Annotated in this window: 14 protein-coding genes; 6 read left to right on the forward strand and 8 right to left on the reverse strand. The window is 44.4% G+C overall.

Going from position 1 to position 19,554, the window contains the following annotated elements; all coding sequences use genetic code 11:
• Positions 1-14 precede the first annotated feature (14 nt).
• From MHI53_RS24820 to MHI53_RS24840, 5 genes are read right to left on the reverse strand one after another with little or no spacing between them, the layout of a single operon-like run.
• The gene (locus MHI53_RS24820) at positions 15-1,343 is read right to left on the reverse strand and encodes a lysine N(6)-hydroxylase/L-ornithine N(5)-oxygenase family protein (protein ID WP_061141409.1); all 1,329 of its coding nucleotides are present in this window, start codon (positions 1,341-1,343) and stop codon (positions 15-17) included.
• Positions 1,318-1,902 carry a GNAT family N-acetyltransferase gene (locus MHI53_RS24825; protein ID WP_340372538.1) on the reverse strand — a complete coding sequence of 195 codons (585 nt, stop codon included), beginning with the start codon at positions 1,900-1,902 and terminating at the stop codon, positions 1,318-1,320. Before MHI53_RS24825 ends, MHI53_RS24820 begins: the two co-directional genes overlap by 26 nt.
• A complete protein-coding gene (locus MHI53_RS24830) occupies positions 1,892-3,694 on the reverse strand; it encodes an IucA/IucC family protein (RefSeq protein ID WP_340372539.1) in 1,803 nt (600 codons plus the stop codon). The genes MHI53_RS24825 and MHI53_RS24830 overlap by 11 nt, the downstream gene beginning before the upstream one ends.
• A 2-nt stretch (positions 3,695-3,696) precedes the next feature.
• Positions 3,697-5,205 (reverse strand): aspartate aminotransferase family protein, encoded by a 1,509-nt coding sequence (locus tag MHI53_RS24835; protein WP_340372540.1) that lies wholly within the window; start codon positions 5,203-5,205, stop codon positions 3,697-3,699.
• A gap of 4 nt (positions 5,206-5,209) precedes the next feature.
• Complete coding sequence (locus MHI53_RS24840; RefSeq protein WP_061141413.1) at positions 5,210-6,562, reverse strand: aspartate aminotransferase family protein; 1,353 nt, start codon at positions 6,560-6,562, stop codon at positions 5,210-5,212.
• A gap of 258 nt (positions 6,563-6,820) precedes the next feature.
• Here MHI53_RS24840 and MHI53_RS24845 point away from each other — a divergent pair, with 258 nt between their 5' ends.
• The 5 genes from MHI53_RS24845 to pepT all read left to right on the forward strand — a co-directional run bounded on the left by MHI53_RS24845 (position 6,821) and on the right by pepT (position 13,647).
• Positions 6,821-7,504 carry a polyphosphate polymerase domain-containing protein gene (locus MHI53_RS24845; protein ID WP_061141414.1) on the forward strand — a complete coding sequence of 228 codons (684 nt, stop codon included), beginning with the start codon at positions 6,821-6,823 and terminating at the stop codon, positions 7,502-7,504.
• Positions 7,505-7,542: 38 nt separating this feature from the next.
• Positions 7,543-8,238 (forward strand): DUF4956 domain-containing protein, encoded by a 696-nt coding sequence (locus MHI53_RS24850; protein WP_061141819.1) that lies wholly within the window; start codon positions 7,543-7,545, stop codon positions 8,236-8,238.
• A gap of 69 nt (positions 8,239-8,307) precedes the next feature.
• Positions 8,308-10,017: a CotH kinase family protein gene (locus tag MHI53_RS24855; RefSeq protein WP_340372541.1), complete on the forward strand. Its 1,710-nt coding sequence runs from the start codon at positions 8,308-8,310 to the stop codon at positions 10,015-10,017.
• 786 nt (positions 10,018-10,803) lie between these two features.
• Positions 10,804-12,285, forward strand: a complete 1,482-nt coding sequence (locus MHI53_RS24860; protein ID WP_340372542.1) for an alpha-amylase — start codon at positions 10,804-10,806, stop codon at positions 12,283-12,285.
• Positions 12,286-12,411: 126 nt separating this feature from the next.
• Positions 12,412-13,647 carry a peptidase T gene (gene pepT, locus MHI53_RS24865; RefSeq protein WP_340372543.1) on the forward strand — a complete coding sequence of 412 codons (1,236 nt, stop codon included), beginning with the start codon at positions 12,412-12,414 and terminating at the stop codon, positions 13,645-13,647.
• Positions 13,648-13,720: 73 nt separating this feature from the next.
• Here pepT and MHI53_RS24870 read toward each other — a convergent pair whose 3' ends face one another.
• On the reverse strand, positions 13,721-15,787 hold the full coding sequence (locus MHI53_RS24870; RefSeq protein ID WP_185113058.1) for a catalase: 2,067 nt from the start codon (positions 15,785-15,787) through the stop codon (positions 13,721-13,723).
• 586 nt (positions 15,788-16,373) lie between these two features.
• Positions 16,374-17,822: a DEAD/DEAH box helicase gene (locus MHI53_RS24875; RefSeq protein WP_340372544.1), complete on the reverse strand. Its 1,449-nt coding sequence runs from the start codon at positions 17,820-17,822 to the stop codon at positions 16,374-16,376.
• A gap of 273 nt (positions 17,823-18,095) precedes the next feature.
• Here MHI53_RS24875 and MHI53_RS24880 point away from each other — a divergent pair, with 273 nt between their 5' ends.
• On the forward strand, positions 18,096-18,428 hold the full coding sequence (locus tag MHI53_RS24880) for a heme oxygenase (protein ID WP_061141421.1): 333 nt from the start codon (positions 18,096-18,098) through the stop codon (positions 18,426-18,428).
• A 57-nt stretch (positions 18,429-18,485) separates the two neighbouring features.
• Here the strand turns inward: MHI53_RS24880 and rlmN are convergent, their stop codons facing one another.
• Positions 18,486-19,553: a 23S rRNA (adenine(2503)-C(2))-methyltransferase RlmN gene (gene rlmN / locus MHI53_RS24885; protein WP_340372545.1), complete on the reverse strand. Its 1,068-nt coding sequence runs from the start codon at positions 19,551-19,553 to the stop codon at positions 18,486-18,488.
• Position 19,554: the final 1 nt, after the last annotated feature.

Below are 19,554 nucleotides of genomic sequence, written 5' to 3' on the forward strand. Positions count from 1 at the left end.
CCCCTTCACTCTATTTAATGGGCCGTGACCGGCGTTTTTACACGGAATGATTGAAAAGCTCCTCTTGGTTCAGCTGGATATACGTCCCTGCCCGCTATTCGGTTAATGATAATCGAATTCCTGAAAGCCCCCAGCCCTAAGTCCGGTGTACCTACACCATGCGTATGTATCTCTCCGTTTTGAATGAAAAGGTGATTGGAGGTCGGGACAGTCGTACCAATCCGGTAGTCCTTGGTTATGTCCAGACGGCCAAGCTCATCTCGGACAAGAAGGTCTTCCATTCCTTCAAGAAAGGTCGGGACGGTTGATTTATACCCTGTTCCGAATACGATCGCCTCAGTATCCACATTAAAATCGCTTTCTTCGACCCATTGATGACATTTCAATGTCCATCCACGATCGGAAGGTTTTAATGCTGACACTTCCGTCATGGCCCTAAGTTCAATGGCAAGTTCGGCATTTCCAATCGATTTCTCATATATTTTGTCGAAGATCGATGCAATCGTCGTTGCACTGATCCCCTTATACAAGAGGTCCTGCTTCGGCAGGATTTCATCCTTCTTCTCCTGGGGCAGACGATAAAAGAAATCGAGATAATCCGGCGTGAAGTATTCCAAACCTAGTTTTGAATATTCCATTGGGAAAAACCCTTTTGACCTTGTATACCAGTTCAGCTGGTACCCATGATTCTCTTGCTCATTCAACAGATCCTCGAACACCTCGGCTGCACTCTGGCCCGAACCGACCACCGTTATCGATTTTTTATTCAGGATCCTTTCCTTATTCCGCAAATAATCGGCAGAATGCAAGATGCTTTCTCCTATGAATGGACTAAATGCAGCAGGCACCGCCGGGGCACTTCCGATACCCAGTACCACATGACGGCTATGAAACACCTCTACCTGCCGGGTTTGTTCATCCCTTACGTGTATACGGTAAACGGGCTCTTTTTGATCGTTTCTATACTCTATCGATTCCACCGTTTTTCCAAAGCAGCAGGTATCGAGCTGATTGGCAGTCCAGCGACAATAGTCGTTATATTCTTTCCGCGGGATCAGGAACTTTTCAAGAAAGTAGAAATGATAAAGCCTGTCATGCTGCTGTAAATAATTCAAGTAGCTATATTTACTTGTCACATCCGCCATGCTGACCAGATCAGCGAAGAACGGGACTTGCAGCGTCGTCCCCTCAAGCAGCATCCCTTCATGCCAATTAAACTCCTGCTTCCTTTCAAAAAAGAGAGCATTCAGTTCTGGAGTTTTCTCCAATAGGGCGGCTAGCCCAAGATTGAAAGGACCGATCCCGATCCCGATCACATCATAGGTAAATCGTTGCTTCTCCATATTTCCACTTCCTTTCGAAGTTCTCACGCGTGCAAGCCATAAGCAAACCGGTCTTATCTGGAAGTTCAATTTCTTTCATTGGTGTGAACCCGCATTTTTCAAACAGATGAATCATCTTTTCATTTCTAATATCCGGTTCGGCCATCACCTTTTTGGTATGGGAAGTGAGGAGTTGGTATTTCACCATCGACCGTAAAAATGGCAAAGCCAGTCCTTTTCCGAGGTATCCAGGATTGCCAATGAGCAAATGAATTCCCTGGTCACCCTCCTCGGCCTCATAATAGTCTTCAATGATATCGCCTTTTACCCAATACGACTCCCAATAGCTCATTGGTGTTTCATCGAGGCAGCCTAAATAGAGTGTTTGATGTGAATCAGCCAATGCCTTTTGTAAATGGAGCGCAAATTTTTCCTTAGTGAAATTCAAATTCCAATAGGGTATCACATGTTCTTCGTGCATCCAACCATGCAACATATCGATATCCCTATCCAATTCAACTTTGACAAATGATAGTAATTGTTTATGGTCTTTCAGCATTTCTTCATAACTATTTTTCATTGACAGCCAAGACCCCTTGCGCAAATGGATTATCGATGATCGTATAGACGGATTGTGTCTCAAGTGAGCCTACAAGCTCGTCCAAGTCATGAAAACGTGTCAGTAAATTCGCTTTACAAGGCAGTTTTCTTTCTTGGAGCAGCCTGGAAACAACTCGATTCAGCCCTTCATCATCGCTCATTGCGTTGATCGATTCCAATTGTTCCTGAACGATTTGCAATAGTTCCTTTTCGGATGCCAATCCCTCTGTACCGAAATTATTGATCAATCCTAATAAATGATTGAAGAAAAAATAGTATTGCAGTCTTTCTTCAGCAACTTCATCGGAACATATGGTGAAGCTTTTTTTGCTAAGCTCGGGAAGGATGCTAAACAAGCGGTCCACCTTGGATTGGCAATAATAATATCCTTGGTTATCACGGTAATGGAATGTGGAAGGGTACCCGTTTTGAAGCTGGATGATGGAATTTTGCTGATGGGCCTCCAGGACGATTCCATACTTTTCAAATAACCAAAGCATTGGTTTTACGGTCATGGACAGATAACTAGTGAACCAATCGATGCTCACCTCTTCTGTCGGCCGGTTTTCATCTATGGCCAATTTATGGATGATGGCTGAGAGCCTGGAAGGTGCTCCAAAGGCATTATCCTGGCAAAGGCCGGCAATCAGACTGGTTTGTTTATCTTCTTCAAAGAAAGGATTTTCTCTTATATCTACATCGAAGCCTGAGTCATGTTCTTCTGTTTTAATCGTTAAGTACGCAGGGTCCTTTATGACACGGAAGGCCGGATGGTGTTGTTTGAGATCATCGCCCAATTTCGAATCCATCAGTCTAGCTATTTCCACACCGCGATCCAATTCTTTTTGCAGATTCGCTCGTAATGAATTCGTGATCTTGACCGGCACTGAAAACTTATACATATACCGGGATGAGGCACTATAGACCGTCCTGAATGAAGAAGTTGCGGTAAACTTTTTCCCAAGCGGACCTGCATGGATAAGCTGACCCGACTCGATTAATCGCCTGACCTCATCTTTTTCGACAAGATGCTCTGCCTGAAGCGGATGTGCCGGTATAATGATAGATTGGCTATCTTCATGGCAATACTTGTCACGGAATTCTTCAGGAAAGTCCACGTCTGCCATTAATTCACTTTTGATGATTTCACTTGCAGACAGGGCTTCGCTGGAGTCCTGGATGACGATCGCGGGATCGGCCAAAAAGTAATGCAGCTGGAACTCGCCTTTTAATTCAGGTGAATAGATCGTTTCATCCCGTTCTGAAATGCCTTGCTTACTTTTTGGAGTAGGATGGAGCAGATGACCGAATAAAAGCGACTGTTCTGCCTCAATATATGTAAAATCACAGCTTTGAAGGGCGTCATGGTCTTCAAACCGGGCTTCGACATAGCGCTGAATATTTTGGCTGCTGAGGATGACGCGCAGCATCAGCTCATCTTCGCTATCCGTCCTTCCCTGTTCAGTCAATAATTCTTTGGATATCGCGGAAACCATTGTCACGTAGTCCAATTCGTGTACCTGTTTGGATGATGTTCGGTAATAGGCCGGGAAGGCGAAAATATGGCGCCCCGTTTCCGACCAATACTTAATTGGAACAAGCAAGGCAATATCTTGGGATGTAAGATTGCAAACGATTAAAGAATCGGGAACCGTTCCCTCCAATTCAGGATAGTTCTTCGATTCTTCCAATCTGCCATTCCCGGTTTCCCTGAAATAACAATTCAGAAAGCTTTGCATCGTCGCCCTTTGGGCTATTTGCTTACTATTCATCTTCATTCCTCCATCATATTGAACATTTCACCTAGTACGCGAATCTCATCTAGTATGTCTTCTATATGCTCAAGCCTTGTCATCGGATTCAGTAGGGTCATTTTTAAAAAAACCTGGCCCTCGAAACGGGTTTTTGCTAAAAATGCGCGACCGCTATTCAATAATTCCTGCTGGATCTGCTTATTTAACTGATCTGCCAACTGAGCACTTACTCCCTCTGGATCATAACGGAATACGACTGCATTCAATTCAGGATGGCTGTTCAAAACACGGAATCCGTCCTCTTTATCGATCATTGCCGCTGCGTCTCCTGCAAGATGACATGTATAATCGATCATTTCAGCAAACGTATCAAGTCCAACAACCTTTAATGACATCCAAAGTTTCAGCGCATCGAATCTCCTCGTTGTTTGGATCGATTTATTGACTAAGTGGACCATTCCTTCCGCTTCATCTTCCTCGGGATTCAAGTAATCGGCATGATGCTGGATATATTGAAAGTGGTCACGATCTGAAACAAGGAAAGCACCACAGCTTATTGGTTGATAGAATAGTTTATGAAAATCGACTGTAATGGAATCCGCCGATTCCATTCCCTTTACCGATTCTCTGAAATTGCGACTCAACATCATTGCACCGCCATATGCGGCATCTATATGCAGCCAAATTCCGTTCGCCCTCGCAATTTCAGCCAAATCAGCCATTGGATCGATCGAACCGAAATCCGTTGTCCCACAAGTAGCAACGATGGCAAATGGAAGTAAATCCTGCTCCTTCAAGAGCTTCAGCTGTTGGTTCATTTCATCGATGGATAGACGGTGATTGGCATCCGTTTTAATCGTAATAACCGCCTGTTCACCAAGCCCCAGTTGTGCTGCCGATTTACGAACCGTAAAATGGGCGGCCTCCGAGCATAAAATCCTTAGTTTTTTCGAATCGGCCGGCAGTCCATGTTGTTGGACATCGACATCCCAAACACGCTTACAATACGCATCCCTGGCCAGCAGCAGGCCCATATAATTGGATTGTGTACCGCCGCTGGTAAACACACCGTCCGCTTTTTCCGGTAATCCTGCCTGATTGCACAACCATTTGATTAGTCGCTCTTCAACAAAGGTTGCAGTCGAGCTTTGATCCCATGAATCCATCGATTGATTCAACGTACTGATGATCATCTCGGCCGCCACGGCTGGTATTAACGTCGGGCAATGCAAATGCCCGATACAGGTCGGGCTGTGTACATTCATGCTGTCATTGATCACAAATTCAGCTAGCTCGGCCGCAACCGACTCAAGGGTCTCCCCTTTTATGGATGCAATGGACAGTTCATTTAACCTTGCTTCCAATTCATGCGGTTTTTTGCCGGAATAGGGGGAATCGTTCCCCTTTAAGAAGTCGGCTAACGTGTTTTCTATGATTTTGAGAGACCGTGTATAGTTATGGATCCCTTCCTCGTTATTCAGGAAAAATGGAGCATAGGCAAAGTCAGCTTTCTTTAAGGTTTCAATCATTGCTTCAGCCCCTTGCTACTGCTGCACGAACAGCTTGTTCAAAAATTTCAGTAGCTTCGCGAAGCTGGGCTTCCGTTACGATTAATGGCGGCAGGAATCTCACTACGCTTCCATGTCTGCCTCCGACTTCCAGAATCAAACCTCTTTCGAAGCACTCCTGTTGTATCGCGCTTGCAAGCTCCGAATGGGCTGGGTAACTCCCATTTTGATTTTGCTCTTTTTGATGATCGACCATCTCAACGCCAACCATTAGGCCGCGACCTCTAACATCGCCAATCTGCGGTATATCCTTTTGCAAATCTTTGAGGATATCCTGTAACAGTTCACCCATTTTTGCTGCATGTTCAATAAGGTTGGTTTGTTTCATGTACTTTAAACTTGCAGTGCCTGCTGCCATTGCCAATTGGTTCCCGCGGAATGTGCCGATATGTGCACCTGGAGTCCAAACATCCAAATCTTTATGATAAATCACGACAGATAATGGCAGGCTGCCACCGATTGCTTTCGATAGGACAAGAACATCCGGAATGATTCCTGCATGTTCAAAGGCGAACATTTTGCCTGTGCGACCTATGCCTGATTGAACTTCGTCAATGATCAGCGGGATGCCCTTCTCTTTTGTTATTCTTCTGATTTCCTTAAGCCAAGGGATCGGCGCAGGTATGGAGCCGCCCTCTCCTTGCACGGCCTCTAAAATCATTCCCGCAGGAGCCAATAATCCGGATTCGGGATCATTCAGCAGGTTTTCGATATATTGGCTGCTGATTTTATGACTATCCTCGCCCCCAATGCCAAAAGGACAGCGATATTGATAAGGATATGGCAGGAATTGTACATCTGGCATCAATCCTTGAACCTTTTCCTTCGGTTTTGTATTTCCGCTAATTGACATCGTTGCGTGCGTTGCCCCGTGATATGCACCTTGGAATGATAAAATGCCGCTGTTGCCTGTAGCGGTTTTAACTAATTTAAGTGCAGCTTCTATGGCATCCCCGCCAGTGGGGCCGCAAAATTGGATTTTTGCATTTTTTCGGAACTCTTCTGGCAGCCATTCAAAAATTTCATCAACGAACTGCTCTTTTATCGGTGTAGTAAAGTCCAAAGTGTGCAAAGGACTTTTATTTTTAAGTACTTTTTCCATTTCTTCAAGGACAGCCGGGTGATTGTGTCCAAGCGCTAATGTTCCGGCTCCGGCAAGAAAATCTATATATGTTTTCCCATCCATGTCTGTAAGGTAAATACCTTCCGCTTTTTCGATGGCCATGGGTAATCTTCTAGGATATGAACGAGCGTTTGACTCCCTTGTATTTTGCTGTTCCAGCAATTGATCATTTTTAGTGGGTGTGATAGTTGCCATAATGAGCCTCCTAGTATATTAATTGATAATAATTATCATTTTCAATGACACAATCATCATTTTACTGACAATGATTATTATTCTCAATAAGCTAAATCTACCATTTTCCTTCTATAATATTCCAATAAAATTAAGAACAGGAGAATACTGGGACGATTTCTCCATGCGTTATTAAACATGAACAGGCTCTTAAGGTTTTATTAAGGTTGAGTTTATAAGCTGAACGCTGACAATCATCATGTAAAAGGAGGAACGGCAATGAATGGTTTACAAGGAAGGCGGGAACTCAAACATGCAATCACCAAAGCGGATTGCCATTTATTAAGGAATGTCCTGCAAAACTTCATGAAGCTTGATCCCCACGGACTCGATGGGAAGTATTTAATTCGAAGTGTCTATTTCGATAACTTCGACAATAAAATCCTCCGGCAAAAAACGGAAGGGTTTTATCATAGGGATAAGTTCAGGGCCAGGCTTTATGATCATAATACCGATTTCATCAACCTGGAAAAAAAGAGTAAGCGGAATAACCTTACCTATAAACAAAAGTGCAGGCTTTCTGCCGCTGAATACGAACGGATCCGTTCAGGAGATATAAATTGGATGTCCGAGGATTCAAGGGATATCCTCAAGGACTTATACGTGCAAATGACGCTCTTCCAAATCAAGCCGACAACCGTCGTTGACTATGAAAGGGAGGTATTCATTTATGAGTACGGAAATGTCCGGGTCACCTTTGACAGTCATGTGAAAACGAGTTATCGCGATACGGACTTCCTGAATCCCGAATTAATCGTAGTCGATGCCCTCGATCCGGATGTCGTCATCCTGGAAATAAAGTATGACGAATTTCTTCCGGATATCATCAAACAATCGTTATCCATCATCGATACTAGAAAAACGGCTTTTTCAAAATATCAACTAAGCAGAAGATACGGCTGATGGCAGCAAACAAAAACATTCTATTGGAGGAATCACAAATGGATACGACGACAACGAGCACCACGTTTAATGATATTTTCAAATCAAGTTTTTTGGACAAGACCGAGAGCTTTTCGATCATTGACTCCCTGATTGGATTGCTGTTGGCATTTGCCATCGGATTGTTCATTTACGTCATTTATAAGAAGACCTTTTCCGGTGTGATGTACTCGCACAATTTCAATATATCCCTCATCATCATGACAATGGCCACGGCCTTGATCATCATGGGCATATCAACGAATATCGTAATCTCCCTGGGGATGGTCGGCGCGCTCTCCATCGTACGATTCAGAACGCCCATCAAAGATCCCATGGACCTGGTCTTCCTATTCTGGGCAGCGGCCTCTGGGATCTTATGCGGGGCGGGATTAATTCCGCTCGTTATTATCGGTGCCATTTTAATAGGGATCGTCATGCTCGTATTTGCCAATCGAATCACCGTTGAAAATCCCTTTTTATTAATCGTTAAATATTCAGATGCATCCATTGAAAAAACGTTGGAAGAAATGATATCCAGCAAGGTGAAAAAGCATTCCGTCAAATCGAAATCGATCATGGCCGATAATAACCTCGAAGTGACATATGAGATTCGATTAAAAGATAATAATGCGGAATTCATCAATCAAGTAAAGGACATGACCAGCGTCCATTCTGCCATCATGTTGAGTTATGATGGCAACTTCACAGCTTAAGACAGATGGCGGACACAAGGAACCATGCCCACCCCTCTATAGTGGACGGCAGGAGGAAGGAGCCAAGGCATGTTAAAAACAAGATATGTTGCAGCGGCGATTGGATTATTGATCATGATTTTTATAGCAGCGATGTACCTCGTTCCCCTTCTTCAAGTGGAAAAAGCAACGAAAGGGAATACCTATGCAAAATCGGTATTTGACCAAAGTAAGGTGACGAAAGTTGATATTACACTAGCTGATGATGATTTGGATTCCATCCTGGATAACCCTTCTGAAAAAGAAATCGTTAACGCCGATGTGACGATAAATGGGGAGACGGTTAAAAATGTGGGGTTTCGCACCAAGGGAAATCTTTCCTTGAATTCCGTTGTTCAAATGGACGATTCCGAACGTTACAGCTGGAAGATAGACTTTGATTATTATCAGGACGATCAAGATTTACACGGGCTGAAAAAGTTGGCACTGAACAATAATTACAGTGATCCTACTTTTATGAGAGAATATCTTTCCTATGAATTAATGGAAAAGATGGGCATAGCGACACCAGGGCACTCCTATATGTACGTGACCATCAACGGAAAGGAATGGGGCCTTTACTTAGGTGTGGAAGCTATAGAGGAAACCTTTCTAAATACCAACTTCGCTGATGCTACAGGCGATCTCTATTATCCTGATGGTACTGGAAGCGATTTAAAATGGATCAGCGAAGACATTGATGACTACACAGGATTGAATTTGAAAACAAACGATCATTCGGACCAATCCGCCATGATCCACATGCTCGATGCCATCAATAATGGAGGCAATATCGAGGAAGTATTGGATGTCGATGAAATGCTGCGCTACTTCGCAGCCAACACTGCCCTTGTCAACCTTGATCACTATCAAGGAGATAAAAAGCACAATTATTACCTATATGAAGAGAACGGAGTCTTTTCGATATTGCCGTGGGACTATAATATGTCATTTGGCGGTTATTCCGGAGGCGGCGGGAGGCAGGCAGGCGGCACCGCTCGAAAAAATGAAGATGAAGCGACTGCTAAGAACGATAATGCTGAGCAGGATGACATGAAGCTTCCCGAGGAAGCACCGAATATGAACGGTGGCGGGATGATGGATATGAGCTCCCATTTCATGAATGAAAGTAACATCAACTTCAGCATCACCGAGCCCGTTTCAGGCACGGCCCTTGAAGATCGCCCTTTATTGAATGCCCTGCTTTCTAACGACGAATACCGTGAAAAATATGATGATTATCTAAACGACATTGCCACAGATTTTTTCTCTGAAGAAAAAATGACAGCAATGACCTCTGAAATCTCAACGTTGATCACACCATATGTGAAAAGAGATCCAACCAAGTTTTATACAATGAATGAGTTTTTAGAAGCAACATCCGGTGAGGAAACCCTTGTTGACTTCGCCGTTCAACGTGCTGGATCGATCTTGGCGCAGCTATCCGGAGACCTGATTGTCGAAGGTGAGACGGAAAGCGGCACGGACGGCAGAGCGCCTAATATGGGCGCTGACGCAAATGGAGGCCAGCAACCACCAAACATGGCCGGCGGCGGGGAAATGCCTGCCATGCAGCCCCCTGACATCGATCGCGGCGGGAATGGCTCACCCCCTGATATAACGGGGAAGATGGGCCAAAAGGAGCCAGGAAACAGCAGCTCCTCCAAAGATACGATCATTCTATCCCTGGTGCTCCTGATTTTATTATTGGGCGCAATCGCTTTTGCCCACTTCTTTAAACGAAGGGGCAAAACCGGATGAGGACCACCCCCTCCAACATGAACAAGGCATCCCGAAATATTCGGGATGCCTCATTTTTATTGAAAATAGAATCTACTAAACTTGATACCAAAGTCGTCAAGGAGACGCCCTCTTTTTTCTATGAATTTCTTGATCTATTACCAAGGAAAAAAACACTGCACAAACAGCATAAATCCCAAGATGCACAGCAGCTGACCCTTCTGATTCTATTTTCGTTATCACGACATGTGGAATGAAACGGAGGGGGCGACACTCCTGCGGCAACTGCGGTCTAGGGGAGACACCGTTGGCGTAAAGCCCGAGGAGGCTCCACGACCGCCCGCGGAAAGCGAGTGCCCGGAGTGCCATGCAACGTTCGACGTCCGGTTCCTCCAAACGATGGGAAATCAGGATTTCATTTTCACCTTATCCCAAAGTAGAGTGGAAAGGGAGTACCTGCAGTGAAACGAAACCTACTTATTTCGAATCCTCCATAACTATGAATAATTAGGATTCTTTCTTCGCCTTAAGACAGAGTTCAGGAACGTTCTATGTCCTCCCTCTTAAACATCCGAAAATTATTTCTTTCCCCAGGTATTCCTCAACATTGAATTATTTTTTAGCTGCCAACTAATATAAAATACCCTTAATTGGTATAAAATAGTAAAATAGAAAGACAAATCAACCTCCAGAGCATTTTCTACTTGTTTACCATTTGAATATAGAGGGTAAAGATTTCCATTATTAGTTTATCCGATCGTTCAGTAACAAGTTTGCCAAAACGCGTCGGTGTCAGGGGGGAAATGGATGAAAAGAAATCATACAATGATGCAATTTTTCGAGTGGCATCTTGAAGCAGATGGTTCTCATTGGGACAGATTGAAATTAGCGGCCTCCAAATTGAAAGATACAGGTATTGACTGTGTTTGGCTCCCGCCTGTTACTAAAGGGCAGTCCATTGGTGACAACGGTTATGGAATATACGACGGGTACGATCTAGGGGAATTTGACCAAAAAGGCACCATTCGTACCAAATACGGTACAAAAGAAGAATTGCATCAAGCCATAACCACCTGTCATGACTACGGTCTGTGCGTATATATCGACTTAGTCATGAATCACAAAGCCGGAGCCGACGGAACCGAAAAATTTGAAGTCATCGAGGTCAATCCAGACAACCGTATGGAAGACATCTCAGAGCCATTTGAAATTGAAGGCTGGACGACATTCGATTTCCCAGGCCGTAATAATCAATACTCTGATTTCAAGTGGAACCATACGCATTTCAATGGAACTGACTATGATGCTAAAAACGACAAAATGGGCGTCTATCGGATCACTGGGGAAAACAAACACTGGAACCAGCACGTCATTGATGAATTCGGCAATTACGATTATCTAATGTTCGCGAACATCGATTACAGCCAGCCCGAAGTTCGCCAGGAAATGATTACTTGGGGAAAGTGGATGGTTGATACATTGAAGTGTGATGGCTTCCGCTTGGACGCCGTGAAGCATATTGATTATGAATTCATTAATGATTTTTTACAGGAGCTCATTCCTTATACGAAAGAACATTTTTTCATGGTCGGGGAGTTTTGGAAAGCCGATGTGAAATCCTGTCAAAACTACTTGGAGCAAACCAATCATGACCTCAATTTGTTCGATGTTTCCCTGCATTATAAATTTCATGAGGCCTCAAATGCAGGAACCGACTTCGACCTCTCAACCATCTTTGATGATACCCTCGTAAAAACCAATCCGGAACAGGCCGTCACTTTTGTCGACAACCATGACTCCCAGCCTCATGAATCGCTGGAATCATGGGTAAAGGATTGGTTTAAACCGTCTGCATATGCTCTTATCCTGCTGAGGCAATGCGGTTACCCCTGTGTCTTTTACGGGGACTATTACGGCATTGGCGGTCCTTCGCCGGTACCCGGGAAAAAGGATATATTGGATCGCCTTTTATATGCCAGATATGAAAAAGCGTATGGGGAACAGAAGGACTATTTTGATGATCCAAATACGATAGGCTGGGTTCGATTAGGGGTTGAAGAGCTGGAAGGCTCGGGGTGTGCGATCGTTGTCTGTAACGCAGACCACAACAGTGAAAAAAGAATGTTCGTGGGTGAGCAACGTGCAGGCGAAATCTGGACTGATGTAACCTATCACAGAGATGATCACATCACCATTGAAGAAGATGGCTACGCGACCTTTCCCGTACATGGAAAAAGCGTATCCGTATGGGCCCTGAATGAAAAACCGCTTGAAGCAGAAGAAAACTAATATTCCAAAAGCGAAGAACAGCATGCCGTTTCCCGCATGCTGTTCTTCGCTTTGAAAATTCAAAAAAATTCTCATGGCCAGACAACCATTCATGGTAAGATAAGGTAAAAAGGAGCTGATGGACAAATGAAGAATGAAATCATTAATAGATTTACTTCTTATGTGAAAGTGGATACACAATCAAATGAGGAAAATCCCTCCTGCCCCTCCACACCTGGTCAGCTGACCTTGGCAAATGCTTTAGTGAAGGAGTTGCAATCCATAGGCATGGAAGAAGTGACGATTGATGATAATGGCTATGTAATGGCGACGCTTCCAGCCAACACGGATAAGGATGTCCCGACGATCGGGTTTTTGGCCCATATCGATACAGCAACGGATTTCACAGGGAAAAACGTAAAACCGCAGCTCGTTGAAAACTATGATGGACGCGATCTTACTTTACATGAAAAATTGGACATCGTCCTCTCACCGAATGAATTCCCTTCACTTAAGGATTATGAAGGGCATACTTTAATTACGACGGATGGGACAACCCTGTTGGGCGCAGATAATAAGGCCGGCATTGCCGAAATCATGACGGCCATGGATCATTTGATACAGCACCCGGAAATCAAGCATGGAAAAATCCGTGTCGCCTTTACACCGGATGAGGAAATCGGCAGAGGCCCGCATAAGTTTGATGTCGATGCTTTTGCTGCCCAATTTGCCTATACAGTTGACGGCGGCCCCCTTGGCGAACTTGAATATGAAAGCTTCAATGCGGCATCGGCCAAAATCAAAATCAGTGGGACCAACATTCACCCCGGTACCGCTAAAGGAAAGATGGTCAATTCTGCTAAAATCGCCATGGAATTTCACAATATGCTCCCAGCGGCAGAAGCACCGGAACATACGGAGGGCTACGAAGGTTTTTACCACCTGCTATCCTTTCAAGGCGATGTCGAAGAGACTAGGCTTTCCTACATCATCAGGGATTTCGATCGCCAAAAATTCAATGAGCGCAAGGAATATATGACGCACATCACCAAGGAACTAAAAGAAAAGTATGGACAAAAACGTATCCAGCTTGAATTGCAGGACCAATATTTCAATATGAGGGAAAAAATTGAGCCAGTCAAAGAAATCGTGGACATCGCCCATGAAGCCATGGAAAAACTCGGTATACAACCAAAAATCTCGCCAATCCGCGGTGGAACGGATGGATCTCAATTATCGTATATGGGCCTGCCGACACCCAATATATTCACCGGCGGTGAGAACTTTCATGGCAAATATGAATTTATTTCCGTCGATAATATGATGCTGGCCACAAAGGTGATCGTTGAAATTGCCTCCCTCTTTGAAAGAAAAGCGAAGTAGCTTTATAGAAATCTCACGAATGACCTTTTTCATAAAGGAAAACCCCAAACCTAAGCGGTCTGGGGTTTTTCCATCATGCGCGTATCCAGTGTCGGTGCTTGGCAATGGCCTCGATAAAGGCAGCGCCGCTATTTTCATCCGTGATGGCCACAACGCCTGCATTGGGATCAAAGGAACCTATGCCTGCCTTCGTTAGGATATCAGCACCTTCTTTGCCCGCACCAATTGCCTTGAAATGATTGTAAGCTTCATTCACAAAGAAAATGGAGTCCTTAGATGCTTTTAGAGCATCAACACTTTTCTGACCTCCTGCTACATAAACGGCATCGTACAGTACCGAATCGGCTGTCAGGAATGTTTGCTCCACTTCAACTTGCTGTTCTGTTGAACTTGTAATCATTCCCCGATTAATACTGACGATCTCCGCAGTTATTCCTGCCGCCTTGAACGATTTCAATACTTGATTAACCTCAGATGCGTTGAAACCATCGGCAGCCAGGATTGCCACTTTTCTGGTTGCGGCCGTTTTCACTTTCATTTGCTCTTGGCTTAGCGCGGGAGAGGTTAACTCGGTCTCAGCCTCATTCCTGTTGGTTGGAGGATTCGCTCCCACACCCTTGGCAATTGTTCGGGCCAGTTCGAAATCTACATTGCTGAACATCTCGACAACCTGCTGCTGGACGTCCTTACTTTTCACTTTCCCCACTTCAAAGTGGAAAGCGGCAATAATATGCTCCTTCTCCACTTCCGTCATGCTATTCCAGAATAGTTTAGCTTGGCTGTAATGGTCCTTGAAGCTTTCACTGCGCTGGCGCACCTTCCTGCCATCGACCTTTTCCTGATAGTGCGCATAGCCGCCCTCCGCTTCGGAAGCCGGTTCCGGGGAGTTACCTGCAAGGGAATTCTTATGGTAGCTGACCGGTCCTGGATTGATTGTCATCCGATGCATCCCATCGCGCTGATTGTTATGAAAAGGGCATACTGGCCTGTTTATCGGAAGCTCATGGAAATTCGGTCCACCCAATCGGGATAGCTGTGTATCGGTGTAAGAGAATAAACGCCCTTGAAGCAGCGGATCATTGGAAAAATCAATGCCCGGCACAACATGCCCCGGATGGAAAGCAATCTGTTCCGTTTCCGCAAAGAAGTTATCAGGATTTTGGTTCAACACCATTTTCCCGATTATTTTCACCGGCACCTGTTCTTCCGGCCATAGTTTAGTAGGATCGAGAATGTCAAAGTCGAAATTGAATTCATCCTCCTCCTTGATCATTTGCACGCCAAATTCAAATTCAGGGTAATTGCCTGTTTCAATCGCTTCCCACAAATCTTGGCGGTGAAAATCGGGGTTCTTCCCGGCGATTTTCTGGGCTTCATCCCAGACGAGCGATTTCACTCCAAGGACGGGCTTCCAATGGAATTTAACGAAATGGGATACGCCTTCTTCATTCACAAAGCGGAATGTATGAACACCGAACCCTTCCATCATCCTGAAGCTTCTCGGTATCGCCCGATCGGAAAGATGCCACATGATCATATGTGCCGTTTCCTCATTATTGGCAACAAAATCCCAAAAAGTATCATGGGCAGAAGCAGCCTGCGGAATTTCATTATGAGGCTCCGGCTTTACCGCATGAATCAAATCCGGAAACTTAATTGCATCCTGGATAAAAAATACCGGCATATTATTCCCGACCAAATCATAGTTTCCTTCCTCTGTATAAAACTTTGTCGAGAATCCCCTGACATCGCGAACCGAGTCCGCCGATCCGCGTGATCCTGCTACAGTGGAGTACCGGACGAATACAGGAGTCTTGACCGAAGGGTCTTGAAGAAACTTGGCCTTTGTAAATTCAGCCATCGGCTCATATACTTGAAAATATCCGTGTGCCCCTGATCCACGTGCATGCACGATTCGCTCAGGAATTCGCTCATGGTCAAAATGGGTCATCTTTTCACGGAAATGAAAATCTTCCATTAATGTCGGGCCGCGGGTTCCCGCCTTCAAAGAATGCTCATCCTCCGAAATGCGCAAGCCTTGATTAGTCGTCATCTTTTTCCCACTATCATCCACCCGATATTGATCCAACTGCCGATTTTTGCTTTGCTCATTGATTTTTCCACTTTCGTTTTCATTCACCATTCTTTTCATTCCCCTCCATGTCAAAAATTAAGGTTATTTCATGTTGTATGTATTTTCATTATTGGAAGTAATTACGTTATTCTTCCTCATATACCACTCTATTTCGAGAGATAAACAGCAGAATTCAAAAATTATACAGAGAATACTAGTTATTTTGGTGTAGGACCGATTATCGTCGGATTGGGGCGATTTATCTCATGTTTGGGCGGATTATCACTAATTGGGGTGATTTATCTCCATGTTTGGTCGAATTATCACCCGGTTGGGGCGATTTATCTCCATGTTTGGTCGGATCATCTCCCGGTTGGGCGTATTATCCCCGTTTAGGTCGAATCATCTCCCCATTTGGTCGGATCATCTCCCGGTTAGGCGGATTATCCCCGTTTAGGTCGAATCATCTCCCCATTTGGTCGGATCACCACCCGTTTGGATCGAATTACTGTCCCATTTGGTCGGATCACCATCCGTTTGGTCGAATTATTCCTTCCTTAGTTTTGTCATACTTGGGATGTAAATAAGTCATATAAAAATAAGAAGCGGGAAGGCCATTTTTTGGGCTTCCCGCTTCTTTAATTCCGCTACTTTAGTTTTTAAATGCTTCTGACACCTTCAAGAGCTTGCCTTTGACTTTGGTATTTTTCATCACTTTCAAGACGAGCGGTCCCTTTTCATTGAGGATTTCCACATAAGAGACATTATCCTGAATCGTTATGATCCCGATGTCCGCTGCATTCACTCCATCAATTTTAGCGATGGTGCCGACAAAATCAACAGCCCTGATTTTCTTTTTCTTCCCGCCATTGAAGTATAGCTTCATGATTTGTTTGTTCAATTTTTCACTTTTATCTTTTTTCATCTTTGGACGTGCTTCGAGTTTTGCCTCGAAATCCGCTTTTTTGTTTGATACCTCTTCTTTTGAAGGGAAAGCCCGCTTGGAAATTTCAAAGCCGATATAATCTTGGATTTCAGTCAGGAATTTGTCCTCGTACGGTGTGACGAACGTGATGGCTTTTCCCTTCTTACCGGCACGGCCCGTTCTTCCTGTCCGGTGTACATAGCTTTCCTTCTCCATTGGGAGGTCATAGTTGATCACATGGGTGATATTATCAATATCGATTCCGCGTGCGGCAACATCCGTCGCGACCAAATAGCGGAATTCGCCCCTTCTGAATTCATTCATCACTGCGAGGCGATCCTCCTGGATCATGCCGCCATGTATCATATCACAAGGATAATCTAGCTCCACCAGCTGTTCACATATTTGGTCGACCCGATCCTTCGTCCGGCAAAAAATGATGCAGCTATCAGGATTTTCGATAATCGTGATATCCCTGAGCAGGGAGAATTTATCATCCTCTTTCACTTCAATGAGGGCATGCTCGATTTTGTCAGTCGTAAGACCCTTCGCTTTGATTTCAATGTCCAGGGGATCTTTCATATATTGCTTGCACAACTTCTTTATGCTCTCGGGCAGCGTAGCAGAAAAGAGCATCGTCACCCGGTCTTTCGGAAGCGCCTTAATGATGGCCTCCACTTGTTCGATGAAGCCCATATTAAGCATTTCATCGGCTTCATCAATAACCAAATGTGTAAGGCGCTCCAAAGCAAATGTCCCTTTCTCGATATGATCCAGGACTCGGCCCGGTGTTCCCACGACCACATGGCTTTTTTGCTTCAATTCCGCTTTCTGCAAGGCAAATGGATGTTTTCCATAAATCGCAGTGGCCTTTATGCGTTTAAACCTGCCTATATTGGTGATATCCTCTTTTACCTGCACAGCGAGCTCACGTGTCGGCGTTAAAATAAGGGCCTGCGGCTTATTCTCCCCCCAATCGACCATCTCACATATCGGTATCCCGAATGAAGCGGTCTTGCCGCTTCCGGTTTGCGATTTCACGACAAGGTCCTCCCCTTTCAATGCGACTGGGATCACCTCACGCTGCACTTCGGTCGGGCTTTGATAACCCAAGTTCTCCAATGCCCTTACGATTTCATCACTTAATGTATAATCAGAAAAATTCAATTCATTCATATGACAGCCTCATTTATTGTGTAGTATCATGCATTATTGTTTCCATGATCGTAATTTTCTTATTCAAATTACTATTATACGCGATATGGAACGATAAACGTTGCAATAATCAAATTCCCTTTCTTATTTCAAAATAATGAATTCTTCAAAATGGACGATAGAGGAAAACGATTGTGATGAATCAAAATGGACCGGCTGCTTTTCAACATGCTAAAATATGTATGTCCAAAGGGTGTGGATTGAATTACTGTTATCCAAAAGGAGAGCTGATTTATGATAATCGTGACGAATAGAATCAGAGTCAAAAAAGGGATGGGGGCAGTGATGGCGCCAGGATTTACTGCACCAGGTCCGCTTGATGCGATGGAAGGTTTTGTGAAGGTGGAAGTATTATTGACGCAGAACCTGACGGATCATGATGAACTGAGTGTTAATATGTACTGGGAGAACCTCGATAACTTCACTGCTTGGAGAAATAGTGATGCATTTAAAGCTGCACATAAACGGCCAGAAGCAAGTTCCGATTCCGCTAAAAAAGAATCGCCGATCATAGGCAGCGAGCTTACTACGTATGAAGTTGCCTCAGTAAAGGAAATAGCGAAATAACATCATGGCAAAGAGGCCGCTATTGAAGCAGCCTCTTTGTTTTCAAGTTCAAACTAATCATTGTGCTTCTGCTTTCTTGATTTGCTTGCTTCGTAGCTGTCCGCAGGCCGCATCGATATCCGTTCCATGCTCTTGACGGATTTTACAATTGACGCCCCTCTTTTTCAACGTATCATAGAAGGCGAGAACGGACTCTTTTTCACTTCTTTGATATTGGCTATGCTCATCTACAGGATTATATGGAATCAGGTTGACATAGAGGCGATGTTTTTTATCCTCCAGAAGATTGGCAAGCTGCTCGGCTTCTTCTTGATGATCATTGACATCCTTCAATAGGATATATTCAATCGTAATTCTCCGATTCGTTTTTTCCAAATAATAATCAAGTGATTTCATTAATTTTTCAATCGGGATCGCCCTGTTGATTTTCATGATTCGCGTCCTCAGATCGTTATTAGGTGCATGCAGGGAGATAGCTAGATTCACCTGTAATTGCAGATCTGTGAATTCATAAATCTTTTTGGCAAGGCCGCTCGTCGAAACGGTAATGCGCCTGCCAGCGATGGCAAGACCCTTATGATCCATGAGCACCCTCAAAAAGTCGACCATGTTTTCAAAGTTATCAAATGGCTCGCCAATCCCCATCACCACGACATGGCTGACGAGATCCTTTTGCTCCAGTGTATCCAGATGCAGTTGAACGTTCATGATTTGTTCAACGATTTCCCCGCTGGATAAATCGCGGCTTTTCGCCAATAAACCACTTGCACAGAAACTGCAGCCGATATTGCAGCCGACCTGGGTGGTGACACAAACAGAAATCCCGTATTTATGTCTCATCATAACGGTTTCGATAAGGTTGCCATCCTGCAATTTAAACAGGAATTTGATCGTGCCGTCAGCTGCCTCCTGCTTAACGTGAACAGTTAAGGTCTGGATCGAAAAATGCTCCTCCAGCAATTGGATACAGTCTTGATTAACATCCGTCATTTCAGAAAAACTCGTCACACGTGTCCGATAAAGCCACTCCCAGACTTGCTGTGCCCTGAATTTCCTATGGCCATGGTCCAAAAGCCATGCTGATAATTGCTCGAATGTTAAACCATAAATGGAATCTTTCTTCATT

The organism is Peribacillus sp. FSL E2-0218 (assembly GCF_037992945.1).
Classification (GTDB): Bacteria; Bacillota; Bacilli; order Bacillales; family DSM-1321; genus Peribacillus; species Peribacillus simplex_B.